The organism is Salegentibacter sp., from assembly GCF_041642575.1.
Lineage (GTDB): Bacteria > Bacteroidota > Bacteroidia > Flavobacteriales > Flavobacteriaceae > Salegentibacter.
Genome location: NZ_JBEPWD010000054.1, coordinates 1 through 15388 on the forward strand (window position 1 = coordinate 1; position 15388 = coordinate 15388).

Annotated in this window: 12 protein-coding genes; 5 read left to right on the forward strand and 7 right to left on the reverse strand. The window is 40.1% G+C overall.

From position 1 onward, the window contains the following. The coding region (locus tag ACESK1_RS09035; RefSeq protein WP_372919862.1) for a methylmalonyl-CoA mutase family protein at positions 1 to 3131 on the reverse strand (3131 nt) is incomplete at its 3' end. A 178-nt stretch (positions 3132 to 3309) separates the two neighbouring features. On the opposite strand from ACESK1_RS09035, the gene ACESK1_RS09040 reads away from it, so the two are divergent. Both ACESK1_RS09040 and ACESK1_RS09045 read left to right on the forward strand, forming a co-directional pair. After that, positions 3310 to 4005, forward strand: a complete 696-nt coding sequence (locus ACESK1_RS09040) for a DUF4197 domain-containing protein (RefSeq protein WP_372919863.1) — start codon at positions 3310 to 3312, stop codon at positions 4003 to 4005. A 132-nt stretch (positions 4006 to 4137) separates the two neighbouring features. After that, the gene (locus tag ACESK1_RS09045; protein WP_372919864.1) at positions 4138 to 4341 is read left to right on the forward strand and encodes a Lacal_2735 family protein; all 204 of its coding nucleotides are present in this window, start codon (positions 4138 to 4140) and stop codon (positions 4339 to 4341) included. Here the strand turns inward: ACESK1_RS09045 and ACESK1_RS09050 are convergent. The 3 genes from ACESK1_RS09050 to prfA form a co-directional block, all read right to left on the reverse strand. After that, a complete protein-coding gene (locus ACESK1_RS09050; protein ID WP_372919865.1) occupies positions 4338 to 5111 on the reverse strand; it encodes an ABC transporter substrate-binding protein in 774 nt (257 codons plus the stop codon). The two genes, ACESK1_RS09045 and ACESK1_RS09050, sit on opposite strands and share 4 nt — an antisense overlap. A gap of 10 nt (positions 5112 to 5121) precedes the next feature. Next, complete coding sequence (gene pyrF / locus ACESK1_RS09055; protein ID WP_372919866.1) at positions 5122 to 5940, reverse strand: orotidine-5'-phosphate decarboxylase; 819 nt, start codon at positions 5938 to 5940, stop codon at positions 5122 to 5124. 113 nt (positions 5941 to 6053) lie between these two features. Beyond that, positions 6054 to 7130, reverse strand: coding sequence for a peptide chain release factor 1 (gene prfA, locus ACESK1_RS09060; protein WP_372919867.1), 1077 nt, complete (start codon positions 7128 to 7130; stop codon positions 6054 to 6056). A 439-nt stretch (positions 7131 to 7569) separates the two neighbouring features. Here prfA and ACESK1_RS09065 point away from each other — a divergent pair, with 439 nt between their 5' ends. After that, entirely contained in the window at positions 7570 to 8232 is a 663-nt protein-coding gene (locus ACESK1_RS09065; RefSeq protein ID WP_372919868.1) for an ATP-binding cassette domain-containing protein, read from the forward strand. A gap of 3 nt (positions 8233 to 8235) precedes the next feature. On the opposite strand, the gene ACESK1_RS09070 is transcribed toward ACESK1_RS09065, so the two are convergent. From ACESK1_RS09070 to ACESK1_RS09080, 3 genes are all read right to left on the reverse strand, one after another. Beyond that, positions 8236 to 9417: an AIR synthase related protein gene (locus ACESK1_RS09070; protein WP_372919869.1), complete on the reverse strand. Its 1182-nt coding sequence runs from the start codon at positions 9415 to 9417 to the stop codon at positions 8236 to 8238. A 133-nt stretch (positions 9418 to 9550) separates the two neighbouring features. Next, on the reverse strand, positions 9551 to 11737 hold the full coding sequence (locus ACESK1_RS09075) for a glutamine synthetase III (RefSeq protein ID WP_372919870.1): 2187 nt from the start codon (positions 11735 to 11737) through the stop codon (positions 9551 to 9553). A 118-nt stretch (positions 11738 to 11855) separates the two neighbouring features. After that, entirely contained in the window at positions 11856 to 12803 is a 948-nt protein-coding gene (locus ACESK1_RS09080) for a calcium/sodium antiporter (protein WP_372919871.1), read from the reverse strand. A 148-nt stretch (positions 12804 to 12951) separates the two neighbouring features. Here ACESK1_RS09080 and ACESK1_RS09085 point away from each other — a divergent pair, with 148 nt between their 5' ends. Together ACESK1_RS09085 and ACESK1_RS09090 are read left to right on the forward strand one after the other, a co-directional pair. After that, positions 12952 to 13311 (forward strand): BlaI/MecI/CopY family transcriptional regulator, encoded by a 360-nt coding sequence (locus tag ACESK1_RS09085; protein ID WP_372919872.1) that lies wholly within the window; start codon positions 12952 to 12954, stop codon positions 13309 to 13311. 1 nt (position 13312) lies between these two features. Further along, a complete protein-coding gene (locus ACESK1_RS09090) occupies positions 13313 to 15166 on the forward strand; it encodes a M56 family metallopeptidase (protein WP_372919873.1) in 1854 nt (617 codons plus the stop codon). Positions 15167 to 15388: the final 222 nt, after the last annotated feature.

The following is a 15388-nucleotide window of genomic DNA, read 5'->3' on the forward strand; positions in this document are numbered from 1 at the left end:
AGACTTTCTTCCTGGATCTTTCCGCGCTGGTACATGGTTTCCATGGCACCAAGCACTCCTCCCCTTTCAGTGATGCGATCAAATTCTAAAAGAACTGCTTCCTCTACGAGATCGGTAAGCTCTTCGATAATGAAAGATCCCTGAATTGGATTTTCATTTTTGGTCAAGCCTAATTCTTTATTAATGATAAGCTGAATAGCCATTGCCCTTCTTACTGAAGCTTCGGTTGGTGTGGTTATGGCTTCATCGTATGCATTGGTGTGCAGCGAATTACAATTATCATAAATAGCGTAAAGCGCCTGAAGTGTGGTCCTGATGTCGTTAAAATCGATCTCCTGGGCGTGCAGCGATCTTCCCGACGTCTGAATATGATATTTCAGCATTTGAGCCCTTGAATTAGCGCTGTATTTCAATTTTAAAGCCTTGGACCAGATCTTTCTGGCAACTCTACCAATCACCGCATATTCCGGATCTACGCCATTGGAAAAGAAGAAAGAAAGGTTTGGCCCAAATTTATTGATGTCCATTCCGCGGCTCAGATAATATTCCACGTAGGTGAAGCCGTTTGCCAGGGTAAAAGCCAGCTGGGTAATTGGGTTGGCTCCTGCTTCGGCAATATGATATCCTGAAATAGAAACTGAATAAAAATTACGCACTTTTTCCCTGATAAAATATTCCTGTACATCTCCCATTAAACGCAAGGCGAATTCCGTAGAGAAAATACAGGTGTTCTGCGCCTGGTCTTCCTTCAGGATATCAGCCTGCACTGTTCCCCGTACTACGCTAATGGTTTTTTCTTTTATTTCTGAATAAACTTCTGCCGGAAGAACCTGGTCACCGGTTAATCCAAGCAGCATAAGGCCAAGGCCATTATTGCCTTCGGGAAGTTCACCACGATACACCGGTCTGTCTATATTTCTGTCGTCGTAAAGTTCTTTAAGTTTGGCTTCAACTTTATCTTCCAGGCCATTTTCCTTAATGTATTTCTCACATTGCTGATCAATGGCGGCATTCATAAAAAACCCGAGCAGCATAGGAGCCGGACCGTTAATGGTCATACTCACCGAGGTAAAAGCATCGGCCAGATCGAATCCTGAATACAATTTCTTTGCATCATCCAAACAACAAATAGAAACTCCCGAATTTCCGATCTTTCCGTAGATATCAGGACGATGGTCCGGATCGTTTCCGTAGAGTGTAACCGAATCAAAAGCGGTAGATAGTCGCTTAGCCGGAAGCCCCAGACTCACATAATGGAAACGCCTGTTGGTACGCTCCGGCCCACCTTCTCCGGCGAACATTCTGGTAGGGTCTTCCCCCTGACGTTTGAATGGATATAAACCTGCGGTATATGGGAATTCTCCCGGCACATTTTCCTGCAAACACCACTTTAGAATATCTCCCCAGGCCTTGTATTTTGGCAGGGCAACCTTAGGTATTTGAGTATGCGAAAGGGACTCGGTATGCGTGTCTATATTGATCTCCTTATCACGAACCTTGAAACTGTAAACAGGCTCCCGGTATTTGGTAACCTTTTGCTGCCAGCCAAGAATCGTTTCCCAGTGATGAGGATCGAGGTCCATTTTAACCCTGTCAAATTCGGCAAACAAAAGTTTCATGAGGTTTTTCTGAGATTCCTCTGTGCTTTCAAGGATCTCATCCTGTTCAATCCCGTATTTATTAAGATATTTTTCTTGTTCTTTATCCAGCTCCATTCCGGAAACCGATTCTATAGTTTTGAAAATTCCATAGAGTTTTTGAGCAACTTCAGCTTCGTTGGTAGCTTTTTCGTCATAAGCCCTGTTATTCTCTGCAATTTCAGAAAGGTAACGGGTACGTTTTGGAGGGATAATGAAAATTTTCTCGCTCATTTCTGCGGAAACCTCAAAGTCAGATTTAAGATCAACTTTGGTCTTTTCCACGATCTTGTCCATAATCTCACGGTAAAGCGTATTCATCCCGGGATCGTTGAACTGCGACGCAATGGTTCCAAAAACCGGAAGATTATCAGGTTTTTCATCCCAGAGCTGGTGATTGCGTTGGTATTGTTTCTTAACATCACGAAGGGCATCCTGGGCCCCGCGTTTGTCGAACTTATTGATCGCCACCAGATCTGCAAAATCCAGCATATCGATCTTTTCCAGTTGGGTAGCAGCTCCAAATTCTGGAGTCATTACATACAGGGAAACATCAGAATGATCCAGGATCTCAGTATCGCTTTGTCCAATTCCGGAAGTTTCCAGGATAATCAAATCGTATTCGGAAGCCTTTAATACTTCAACCGCTTCTGCTACATGTTTGGAAAGCGCAAGGTTAGACTGCCTGGTTGCCAGCGAGCGCATGTAAACACGGGAATTATTGATCGAATTCATCCTGATGCGGTCTCCCAACAGGGCCCCTCCGGTTTTTCTCTTTGAGGGATCTACAGAAATTATCCCAATATTTTTCTCAGGAAAATCCAGGAGAAATCTGCGAACCAGTTCATCAACAAGGCTTGATTTTCCCGCCCCACCGGTACCGGTAATCCCCAGTACAGGAATTTCGCTATTTTCCAACTGCTTCCTTAAAGGCTCAAAATGCTGAAGAAAGGTATCGTGTTCATTTTCTGCAAGAGAGATAAGCCTGGCAATGGTATTAACATCCTTATTTTTCAGTGATTCTGAAACAGACTTTTCAGCATCAAGATCAGAATGAGCTTCATCGGCCATTTTCACCATATCGTTGATCATCCCCTGAAGCCCCATCTCACGCCCATCATCGGGAGCATAAATTCTGGTAATACCGTAATCCATCAATTCCTTGATCTCTTCAGGAAGGATCACTCCGCCTCCCCCACCAAATATCTTGATGTGGCCTGCGCCTTTCTCCCGGAGCAGGTCATACATATACTTGAAATATTCAATATGACCACCCTGGTAGGAGGTCATCGCAATTGCCTGAGCGTCCTCCTGGATCGCACAGTTTACCACCTCTTCAACACTGCGATCGTGCCCAAGATGAATCACCTCAACGCCGGTAGACTGAATGATGCGGCGCATGATATTGATGGCGGCGTCATGCCCGTCAAAGAGAGAGGCTGCGGTTACAATTCTTATTTTATTTTTAGGTTTATATGGGCTCTGTTGTTCCATTTGTAATGATATCGAATTTTAGGTTCCGCAATTTACGAAAATCACAAAGAAATTAGAGTTGGATTAAAGTTTTTCAGATTTCTTTAATTATTGCGGAAATTACCTTTAAAAAGAGCAGCAGTCATTACTGATAGTTTAGACTGGATTTTATTGATACCTTTGAACTAAAATCCAGATCATGAAAAAGTTATTTGTCCTTTTTAGTATTTTCAGTTTTTATTCCTGTGCCGAATTGCAACAAATAGCGTCGGAATACCCCGTTGGGGTTAGCGATACCGAAATAGCTTCCGGGCTGAGACAGGCACTTGATTTTGGGATAGATAAACAGGTAACCAAACTTACTGAAGAAAACGGGTTTTACAGTAATGAACTCGTAAGGATCGGACTTCCGCCGGAATTGCAAAAAGTGGATAAAACTCTGAGGGATGTTGGCCTGGATGCCCTTGCCGATGAAGGTTTGAAAGTATTAAACCGTGCTGCCGAGGAAGCCGTTAAAGAGGCAACCCCCATTTTTGTAAATGCGGTAAGAGAAATCACCTTTTCTGATGCCCGCAACATTTTACTGGGAAGCGAGACCGCCGCAACTATGTATCTTACCAATAAGACCGAAACTAAACTATATAATAGTTTTAACCCGGTCGTTAAGGAGTCCCTGGATAAAGTTGGAGCAACTGAAGTTTGGAGCAATATAATTAACAGGTACAACAACCTGCCCTTAACCAGTAATGTAAATCCCGATCTTGCTGATTATGTTACGAATGAAGCTCTTGAAGGAGTTTACACCATGATCGCCATAGAAGAAAAAGACATCCGGGAAAATGTGGCTGCCAGAAGCACAGCCTTACTAAAGAGGGTTTTTTCGCTCCAGGATTAATATTTGTTAGGTTTTGTCCTAATTTTTTAACACTTATAGCCTCTTATCACCTTATTTTACAATAAGCTTAACCAGAACTTAGCACAACTTAAGTCAGGCTCAATCTATCTTTGTACACGAAAGGAGGATGGAATGTTTAAGATTGAGGATGCTATGTTTAAGATTTTTGAAACAAGGACAAAAGAGGAATGCATGTGTGATAAGTATAAACAGCTTATGTACCGTGCCTATAAACTCGCATTAACCGATAAGGAAGAAAGTGATAGATTAAATGAAAAAGCCAGAAAAATACTGAACGAACTTCAAAGAATGGAATACGATAAAATAGACCATTAAAAGTTCAGGTTTTTAAAGTATTCTATCGCGTATAGCAAGCGGGAGCCATACCAGCTAAAATATTCCCCGTCTACCAGTATTATTTCCGCCCCGGTATTTTCAAAAAACTCAATATGTTTTTCAGAAAAAGGATAAGGCTCTGATGATAGCAAGATCAAATCAGGTTTTCTTTCTTTTAATTCTTCAAGACTTGTTACCGGATATCGATCCTCACGGTAAACATTTTCAACATTATTCAACTGCAATAGAGTATCGATAAACGTGCTTTTTCCAGCAATCATTATAGGGTCTTGCCAAATTAGATAAGCAACTTTTTTTGTGGGTTTACCTTTATTAATCTCCTTTAATGTTGAAATTTTCTTCCGGATGGAATTCACCATCGTTTTAGCCAGCTCTTCCCGGTTAAAAAGCTGTCCATACTGAAACATCATCTCAAAAGCATCTTCAATTTCGTTGATATCTGAAACATGCACGGGAGCAATTTTTTCCAAAGCTTCCACCATTTCAGGAGTATTCTCCTCTTTATTGCATAAAATGAGATCGGGCTGTAGGTCTTTAATTCGGTTTATATGAACCTGCTTGGTTCCCCCCACGACCTTTTTTGTTTTCCGAAGATATTCCGGGTGAACACAGAATTTAGTGATCCCTGCCAGTTTTTCTTCCAGTCCCAGGTCGATAAGAAGTTCGGTTTGGCTGGGTACAAGAGACACGACCCGCTGCGGAACTCCATCTAATACAATCTTTCGTTGAAGCTGATCCCGCAATTCCATAAAAACCTGTTTAAAGCTGCCTTAATTCCTCGGCCATTTGTCGCTGAAGAATTTCAGCTTTAGCACCGGCTATTTCAGCAAAATTTGAAGATTCGGAAGCATAAATGATCTTTCTTGAAGAGTTCACCAAAAGCCCCACATTTTTGCTCAAACCATAATTACATACATCTTCCAGCTTTCCGCCCTGGGTACCTACACCCGGGACCAACAGAAAGTTCTCGGGAATAAGTTTTCTGATTTCAGTAAGGAATTCGGCTTTAGTGGCTCCAATCACATACATCAGCCTTTCAGCATTTTCCCAGGTTTGAGAAATACGGATTACTTTTTTATAAAGTTCTTCTCCATCAATTTTTTGAGTCTGAAAATCAAAAGCCCCTTCATTAGAAGTCAATGCCAAAAGGATGGCGTGTTTATTTTCAAACTCCAGAAAAGGTTCCACGGAATCTTTTCCCATATAAGGGGCTACCGTTACAGAATCGAAACCTAAATCCTTTAAAAAAGTTTTAGCGTACATTCGGGAAGTATTGCCAATATCCCCGCGTTTAGCATCGGCAATACTATAAATTTCGGGGTATTCCTGATGCAGGTAATTTATTGTTTTCTCCAAAGCTTTCCAGCCATCTATGCCTTCAGCTTCATAAAAAGCGATATTGGGTTTATAGGCCACACAAAATTTATGGGTGGCATCGATAATCGCTTTATTAAAACTGAAAATAGGATCTTCTTCAGAAAGAAGGTAGGTAGGGATTTTCTCCAGGTCAACATCCAGGCCTACACATAAAAAAGATTTTTTCTTCAGTATTTGTTCGGTAAGTTCTTCGTTGGACATTGAAACTGGTTTTTGGAAGGTTTTGGATTTTTATTGACGAATTACATTAATACTAAAAAAGAGACCTCCGCCTTTACCGAAGTAAATTCGGCACAAGCTGCGGAGGTGACTATTTAAAATACATCAGAGTTTTCCTTGAGCTTTTCGGTGTTTTCTACCAGTTGCAGCTCGTCGATAATCTTCTGAATATCGCCGTTTATGATATTTCCGAGGTCGTAAAGGGTTAAATTGATTCGGTGATCGGTAACCCTCCCCTGGGAATAATTATAAGTTCTAATTTTGGCGCTACGGTCACCACTGGAAACCATTGAATTTCTTTTGGCAGCATCGGCTTCCTGTTTCTTGGCCAGCTCAATTTCGTATAAACGGGAACGAAGCACTCTAAAGGCTTTTTCCTTGTTTTTATGCTGCGATTTTTGATCCTGGCACTGAGCCACCAATCCGGTAGGTACGTGGGTAAGGCGCACCGCTGAATAGGTGGTGTTCACCGATTGCCCACCCGGTCCTGAAGAACAGAAATAATCTATTCGCACATCTTTTGGATCAATTTCAACTTCGAATTCTTCAGCTTCAGGCAATACCATGACAGTAGCTGCGGAAGTATGGACACGACCCTGAGTTTCCGTTTGCGGAACACGCTGCACCCGGTGTACGCCGGCTTCAAACTTCAAAGTGCCGTAAACATCTTCGCCTGTTACCTCAAAGATAATTTCTTTATAACCACCACTGGTACCTTCGCTGAAATCCACAATATTATGTTTCCAGCCTTTGCTTTCAATATATTTAGTGTACATGCGGTAAAGGTCTCCGGCAAAAATACTTGCCTCATCTCCACCTGTTCCTGCACGAATTTCCATCACAACGTTTTTGGCGTCTTCAGGGTCTTTGGGAACAAGCATCATTCTTATTTTCTCTTCCAGTTTAGGAACTTCTTCTTTTGCCTCTTCCAGCTGCATTTTAGCCATCTCGACCATTTCGGCATCACTGCCGTCAGAGATAATCTCTTCAGCTTCCTTAATATTATTGGTGAGTTCCAGGTATCTGGCACGCTCTTCCATAAGAGCCTTCAGGTCTTTGTACTCTTTGTTTAATTCTATATATCGTTTCTGATCTGAAATTACATCAGGTTGAATAATAAGATCATTCACCTCATCAAAACGCTGCTTTACTATGTTAAGCTTCTCAATCATATAAACCTCACTGATTTTAGGATAGCAAATTTACGATATTTTAGACGATTTCATGTAATTGAAATTTTCAAGAAATACCGCCTGTTTTTGAGTTTGGAAATTCTACCCCACCTATTTATTTCATAACTTTAAAAACGCCATAAAATCACCAGTGTGTTTCTAAAGATCAGAGTCTTCTTTATTTTCTACAGGAAATTCCTTTTTCCCAGCCTTATTTTGAATGCATTTCTGGTTTTTATGAAGAATCCGGCAGAGGCTACGTTACTTCTTAAATTCATCCTATTTGCAGGCTTATTTGCCTGGTTTAGATTTACTCCTGAAAATGATAAACTAATATTTTTCAGGAATTTTGGAATTAGCCCGCGATTTCTTTTAGCCGGATGTTTTACGGCAGAATTCATTCTTACCGCCGTTTCCTATAAACTTTTTAGACTCCTCTATGGTTTTTGAACTGGAAAATATAGAACTGAGTTTCGGAGAAAAAAATATTCTCTATGGCGTTTACCTCAAAGCCGAAACCGGCAAAGTAACCGGGCTTTTAGGTACGAACGGTTGTGGAAAAACCTCCTTATTAAAAGTTTTCTTCGGAAACCTTACGGCGAATAATCAGCTGGTAAGAGTTGATGGGAAAGGATATCTCACTAAGTTTTACCGTACAAAAATGGTTAAATTCCTTTCGCAGAAAAACTATTTACCTTCCCACATTAAGTTGAAAAGCCTGTTCAACTTATTTAATATAAACTGGGCTGAATTCGCTGAAAATTTTCCGAAGCTTGCATCAAAGAAAAATCACCGGATCGCAGAGCTTTCAGGAGGAGAAAAAAGACTGGTAGAGACCTGGTTAATCATTAAGTCGAATGCAAAACTGGTCTTGCTTGATGAGCCATTTACCCACCTGGACCCGATTTATATCGATATTATTAAACAGGAAATATTTCGGGAAAAGCAAAATAAAGCCTTTGTGGTTACCGACCATCTCTACAGGGAAATCCAGGAAATAGCCGATGATCTATATTTTTTAAATAAAGGCTGCACCAAACTTATAACAAGCCCCTATCAATTAGAAGAAATGGGATATATAAATCCGGAATATACCGATTAGATCCTATTTATACTCAAACTCCCCAAACTCACTTTTTATGCTAAGTTTCTTTTCTTCGGAAGCTTTTACTCTACCAACAATCTGAGCGTCCACATTAAAGGATTTTGAAATCTCAATAATTCCTGAAGCGATTGCCTCGTCTACATAAAGTTCCATCCTGTGTCCCATATTGAAGACCTGGTACATCTCTTTCCAGTCGGTTTTGCTTTCCTGCTGAATGAGCTTAAATAATGGCGGCACTTCAAAGAGGTTATCTTTAATAATATGCAGATTTTCAACAAAATGAAGGATCTTGGTTTGTGCGCCTCCACTGCAATGCACCATCCCGTGAATTTCCTTATTGCTGAATTTTGAAAGAATCTTTTTTATTATCGGCGCATAGGTTCGGGTTGGCGAAAGCACCAGTTTCCCGGCATCAAGCGGTGAATTTTCAACTTTATCAGTCAATTTCTTTGATCCGGAATAGATCAACTCTTCCGGAATCCCATTATCGAAACTCTCGGGATATTTTTCAGCAAGAATTTTTGAGAAAACATCGTGACGGGCAGAGGTTAATCCGTTGCTACCCATTCCACCGTTATACTCTTTCTCGTAAGTCGCCTGCCCAAAAGAAGAGAGACCCACGATCACATTTCCGGCTTTAATATTGGCGTTATCGATCACCTCACTGCGTTTCATACGAGCAGTTACGGTAGAATCTACGATTATGGTTCTTACCAAATCACCAACATCAGCGGTTTCGCCGCCGGTGGAATGAATTTCCACGCCAAATTCCTTAAGGTCTTTAAGTAGTTCTTCAGTCCCGTTGATAATTGCTGAAATCACTTCTCCCGGTACCAAATTCTTATTTCTTCCAATAGTTGAAGAAAGCAGGATATTATCGGTAGCACCAACACAAAGCAGATCGTCGATATTCATGATAAGGGCATCCTGTGCAATACCTTTCCAAACAGAAATATCTCCAGTTTCTTTCCAGTACATATAGGCCAGGGAAGATTTTGTTCCGGCGCCATCGGCGTGCATAATGAGACAGTAATTCTCATCTCCGGTTAGATGATCAGGAACTATTTTGCAGAAAGCCTGCGGAAACAATCCCTTGCCTACATTTTTAATCGCGTTATGAACATCTTCTTTTCCTGCCGAAACACCTCTCTGGGCGTAGCGTTTGCTGGTTTCCTTACTCATTTTGTTGTGTTGTTGAAGGCCCAAATATAAGGAGATTACCAATTTTTAGTATGGCTGAAGCATCTTAATTTTAACCATTAAAAAACCACGTACTCCTGAAAGCACGTGGTTTATTACAGATTTAACCTCAAATTTATCTTGTAAACAAAAGTTCGCGGTATTTTGTCAATGGCCAAATCTCATCGTCTACCATTAACTCCAGTTTATCAGAGTGATATCGTATCTCATCAAAGAATGGTTTTACGTCGTTACAATACGACAAAGCACGCTCCTCAGGATCTTCGATCTTATTAGCTACTTTCCTTGCCTCTATCATCTCGTTCACTTTGCTATTGATCTTCGCGATATGCGCCGAAATCTTCTCAATAATATCAAGTTGTTCCCTGGAATGTTCTTTGAAACCTTCGTTGTAGATGTGCTTAAGACCTTCTACGTTCTCAATAAGTAAGTTCTGATAACGAATGGCTGTAGGGATCACGTGGTTTCTGGCTATATCGCCCAAAATCCTACCTTCAATCTGGATCCTCATAGAGTACTCTTCCAGTTCAATATCGTGACGGGCTTCGATCTCTACCTTATTCATCACTCCCATTTCCTTATAAAGGTCTATGGTTCTTTTAGAAACCAGAGCTCTTAAAGCTTCAGGAGTAGAACGGTTATTGCTCAAGCCACGTTTCTTAGCCTCTTTTTCCCAGGCCTCGCCATAACCATCTCCTTCAAAGCGAATTTTCTTGGATTTCTTGATATACTCTCGCAATACGTTGAAGATAGCATCATCCTTTTTCATCTTCTTGCCTTTAATTAGCTCATCAACTTCTTTTTTGAAATCCTTAAGCTGCTTGGCAACTATGGTATTAAGCACAGTCATTGGATTGGCACAGTTGGCGGTAGATCCTACTGCCCTGAACTCAAATTTATTACCGGTGAAGGCAAAAGGTGAGGTTCGGTTTCGGTCGGTATTATCCAGAAGGATCTCAGGGATCTTTCCAACTACATTCAGTTTTAGATCTGTTTTCTCTTGTGGAGATAGCTTACCATCGGTAACTTTTTCAAGTTCATCCAACACCTTGGTTAGCTGTGATCCTATAAAGACTGAAATAATTGCCGGTGGCGCTTCATTGGCTCCAAGTCTGTAGTCGTTGGAAGCACTGGCAATAGCAGCTCTCAGTAATTCTTCGTTATCGTGCACCGCTTTGATGGTATTGATGAAGAAGGTTAAGAACTGAAGGCTTTTCATCGGCGTAGAACCGGGGCCTAACAGGTTTGTCCCTGTGTTGGTACTCAGAGACCAGTTATTGTGTTTTCCGCTTCCATTTATCCCGGCGAAGGGCTTTTCATGGAATAAAACTTTAAAATCATGTCTTTCGGCAACCTTAGACATCACATCCATAAGCAATGAATTGTGGTCTACTGCCAGGTTAGCTTCCTCAAAAATTGGAGCCAGCTCAAACTGGTTAGGAGCAACTTCATTATGACGTGTTTTTACCGGAATACCCAGTTTCATACATTCTATCTCCAGATCTTTCATAAAGGAAAGTACCCGGGAAGGAATTGATCCAAAATAATGATCGTCCAGCTGTTGTCCTTTTGCCGGAGAATGCCCTAAAAGAGTACGACCGGCTAGTTGAAGATCAGGTCTTGTATTAGCCAGGGCCGAATCTATAAGAAAATATTCCTGTTCCCATCCAAGGGTAGCATGTACCTTAGTTACATTTTTGTCAAAATATTTAGCAACTTTTGTAGCCGCATTGTCTACGGCATGTAAGGCACGAAGCAATGGAGTTTTATAATCTAAAGCTTCACCGGTATAACTCACAAAAATAGTAGGAATACAAAGGGTAGTTCCCCAAATGAAAGCGGGAGAAGTTGGATCCCATGCGGTATAGCCACGGGCTTCAAAAGTATTTCTAATTCCCCCACTTGGGAAACTGGAAGCATCAGGTTCCTGTTGAACTAACTGTCCACCTCCAAATTTTTCAATTGCACTGGTTGGACCAACAGTTTCAAAAAAGGCATCGTGTTTTTCGGCAGTGGTGCCGGTAAGTGGCTGAAACCAGTGTGTGTAATGAGTAACTCCTTTAGAGATAGCCCATTCCTTCATACCTGTTGAAATATGATCGGAAACACTACGGCTTATCTTGGCTCCTGTTTCAATGGCGTCTTTCACATTCTGGTAAGCTTCTTTGGTAAGAAACTGACGCATCACATCTTCATTAAAAACATTGGTCGCGAAGATTTCAGATCTTCTTGCAGGCTCCTCTATCTTAACCGGTTTTCGGTTAAAGGTTTGTTTAATAGCTTCAAATCTTAAGGTTGACATATTGTGCTGTTTGAATTATAAATTTCAGCAACAAATGTAGTTATTTTTAAAACACCCCCTTCAAAAAATAGGGTTGAAGATGTGATTTTTTAACTTCTATTAATATAACCCCCTAATTTTATCCCAAAAATGCAAGACCAATAAAAATTACATATCCTACGAATAATATCATTCCTTTATATCGGCTAAAAAGATATTGTTTAGGGAGAAATGCCAACGGAACTAACACAAAAGAGAAAGCAATCATCCAGAAAATATCACTGGTAAGGATCTCATCAGATTGAAGGTAAATAGGTTGAATAAGAGCTGTTATTCCTAAAACTGAGGCAATATTGAAGATATTGGACCCGATAAGATTCCCCAGGGAAATGGCTTTTTCTTTCTTTAAGGCTGCAATTACCGAAGCTGCAAGTTCCGGTACGCTGGTACCTATAGCGATCATAGTAACCGAGATCACTCTTTCACTCACGCCCAGGGCCGTTGCAAGATCGACCGCGCCGCTGACTAATAATTCTGATCCACCCCACAGGGTGCCGCCTCCAATTAAAAGCCAGATGATCATCTTGAAATTAGTTGTTTTCTTCAGGGAATCGTCAATACCTTCCACGGGCAATTCTGCTTTCTTCCTGGAACGGTAGATAAGTACAATGAGATAAATTATAAGGGCGATAAGCAGGGCCAGCCCTTCTATACGGGAAATATTTTCACCGGTTTTCAGAAAATAATAAAGAGCAAAAGAAAAAAGCATCATCACCGGCCAGTTAAAGCGATAGAACTCCCTGTCTACTGCAAGTGAAGAAATAATTGCGGTAATCCCCAAAACAAGCCCAATATTGGCAATATTAGATCCGATAACATTACCCAGGGAAATATCTGAAAAACCTCCCAGGGCGGCTTGCAGACTTACAATAAGCTCAGGTGCGGAAGTAGCGAAAGACACTACCGTAAGCCCAATTACCATTCGCGATACACTCAATTTAAAAGACAAAGCCACTGCCGCCCTAACCAAAAACTCACCTCCTACTACTAAAAGCGCCAGTCCTATTAAAATGAAAAGTATGCTCATCAAGATTTTTTTGCGAAGATAAAAGAAGTATGCCGCTATGGGAAATCTAAATTTTAAAAATAACAACTACTTTTTTCGTTTGATAACTATTTTTATCGTTACATTTGATCTTCAGAAAAAAATAACCCTGCAAAGATCTTAGTAAAGAATGGAAAAACTAACTAACAAAGAAGAAGAGATAATGCGCATTCTCTGGAAACTGAAGAAGGCCTTTGTAAAAGAAATTTTACCCGAAATAAAAGACCAGAAACTTCATTACAATACGGTTTCCACCATTGTAAGGAAACTGGAGGAAAAGGGCTTTGTAGCTCATGAAGCTTTTGGGAAAACCCACAGGTATTATCCAAAAATAAGCAAAGAAGAATACCGGGACAAATATATGGACCTTGCCACCAGCCGGTTTTTTGACAACTCTTTTAAAAATGTAGTTAGCTTTTTCGCAAAAGAGGAAAAAATAAGTGCCCGTGAATTAAGGGAAATCCTGGAAATCATCGAAAAGAAAAAATAATATGGAGGCATTTCTAACTTACCTCTTAAAAAGCGCAGCGCTTTTAAGTATCTTCTACCTGGTCTACCTGTTGTTACTGAAAAACCAAACAAGCTTTACTGAAAACCGAAAGTTTTTACTGGGAGGCATTATCGCTTCGGCAGTTTTACCCGCGGTTTATTTTACCCAAAAAGTAAAAGTAGAAGCTAATAATTTCTCAATCGGGGAAATCCCAATCAGTACAAATACTTATTCAGAAGACTCATCCTCTTTTTGGGGAATCTGGGAAATAGCCGGAATCATTTACTTTTTAATTGCCGCTTTTTTTATAATTAAAATTGGTTTCCAGCTTTACAATATTTCCAAACTGATTAGAGAAAGTAAGGTTTCTGCAGTTGAAAACTATAAATTCATAAAAACCGATGCTGATTTAAATCCGTTTTCTTTTTTTAGGTTTATCGTTTACAATCCTGTGGCACATTCAGAAAAAGATCTGGAAATGATCCTGCAGCACGAAAAAATACATGCGTCTCAATGGCATTCTGTAGATATTTTAATCGCCAACCTCACCACTGCCCTACTCTGGTTTAATCCCCTCAGCTGGTTATACAAAAGAAGCCTGGAGCAAAACCTGGAATACATCGCCGATAGAGAAACAGTGGCTATTTCGGGAGCTAAAAAGTCTTATCAACAAACGCTGGTTAAAGTTTCCATACCTAATTTACAACCGGCGCTTACCAATCAATTTTATCAATCATTTATCAAAAAACGAATTCTTATGCTGAACAAACAATCAACTCAAAATTTTAGTCTTATTAGAATAAGCTTTGTATTTCCTTTAATTCTGGCTTTCATGCTCACTTTTAATGTAAAGACCGAAGCAAGTAATATTTCGACCGAAAACAATAAAACCTTAAGTACCACTTCTGAAGAAGGTCAAAAACTTTTAGAAGCTCATTTTTCAGAAAGCACTTCAAAAGCAAGCCTTGATAACTACCAGGATGCCTTTGCTGAAAAAAATGTAAAACTTGAATGGCGTAACATTGAATACTCAGCTAATAGCCTAAAAAATATCCATATCACTTATACTTTAGAAACAGGGGATTCCCGAGAATTCCAGTCAGAAACTGACGAGGACGGGATAATGATCCCATTTAAAATTAGCACTCAATTTCATGAAAATGGTAAAGTAGCTTTTATTGCTATAGGTAATAAAAAAGCAAGCGAACCAACTAACTCTCAGTTAGTAGAGCACGATGTGGAATCCATAGAAAGTAAGAAACTTCCTGAAGATTTAATTTATATAATTGATGGCAATATTGTCAGTATTGAAGATGTAGAAGCTTTGAAACCCGAGGAAATAGCCAAAATGAAGGTACTTAAAAACGAAAGCGCTATCTCCCTTTATGGCGAAGACGCTAAAGATGGGGCGGTGATCATTACTACTAAAGATTTAGAAAAATCTGAAAAGAAAGCTGAAAAAAAAGTAATTAAGGAGAAAGCACATTCCGTTGGATTTCAAAATTTTGAGAGAAAGTCGGATGATCAGATTCTCACCAATATAGACATTCGATATCAAGAAGATGAAGATATAAATGCCTTTCAGAAACATGTGGAAAAGTCAGATTCCGATGAAATAACGGGCTATGAAGCGAAAGCGACAATTTTCACCAATGGGCAGCAGCAAGCTTCCCCATTAGTGGTTATCGACGGGAAGAGGGAAACCGCTGAATTCATGAAAAGTGAACTGCAACCGGAGGATACTAAAAAAATTAATGTGCTAAAAGGGGCTGGCGCTATCGAAAAATATGGCGAAGAAGCTAAAGATGGGGTTATAGAAATTACTACAAAAAAAGATAATAACACAAAGGAATAATTTAGCTTTTCATTGTAATTTGAATTAAAAGGCGGGCTTATCACCTGCCTTTTTTTCTGATTTAATTTCTATTTATTTCATTAGTTTCTCAAATCCCTATCTGGAAGCTTCAATGAATTTGTAAATGTGTCCAGCAACGAATTTTCTTATGTGCAGAGTACTTATCGACTAAGGCCATCGCAGTTGCTGTTGAGTTTGAAGTTTTCCTTTTAGGAGTAAAAA

Bases quoted from the DNA above. Each gene is read 5' to 3' on its own strand.
- ACESK1_RS09040 (WP_372919863.1), top strand. From the start codon at position 3,310: ATGAAAAAGTTATTTGTCCTTTTTAGTATTTTCAGTTTTTATTCCTGT.
- ACESK1_RS09045 (WP_372919864.1), top strand. From the start codon at position 4,138: ATGTTTAAGATTGAGGATGCTATGTTTAAGATTTTTGAAACAAGGACA.
- ACESK1_RS09050 (WP_372919865.1), bottom strand. From the start codon at position 5,111: ATGGAATTGCGGGATCAGCTTCAACGAAAGATTGTATTAGATGGAGTT.
- pyrF (WP_372919866.1), bottom strand. From the start codon at position 5,940: ATGTCCAACGAAGAACTTACCGAACAAATACTGAAGAAAAAATCTTTT.
- prfA (WP_372919867.1), bottom strand. From the start codon at position 7,130: ATGATTGAGAAGCTTAACATAGTAAAGCAGCGTTTTGATGAGGTGAAT.
- ACESK1_RS09065 (WP_372919868.1), top strand. From the start codon at position 7,570: ATGGTTTTTGAACTGGAAAATATAGAACTGAGTTTCGGAGAAAAAAAT.
- ACESK1_RS09070 (WP_372919869.1), bottom strand. From the start codon at position 9,417: ATGAGTAAGGAAACCAGCAAACGCTACGCCCAGAGAGGTGTTTCGGCA.
- ACESK1_RS09075 (WP_372919870.1), bottom strand. From the start codon at position 11,737: ATGTCAACCTTAAGATTTGAAGCTATTAAACAAACCTTTAACCGAAAA.
- ACESK1_RS09080 (WP_372919871.1), bottom strand. From the start codon at position 12,803: ATGAGCATACTTTTCATTTTAATAGGACTGGCGCTTTTAGTAGTAGGA.
- ACESK1_RS09085 (WP_372919872.1), top strand. From the start codon at position 12,952: ATGGAAAAACTAACTAACAAAGAAGAAGAGATAATGCGCATTCTCTGG.
- ACESK1_RS09090 (WP_372919873.1), top strand. From the start codon at position 13,313: ATGGAGGCATTTCTAACTTACCTCTTAAAAAGCGCAGCGCTTTTAAGT.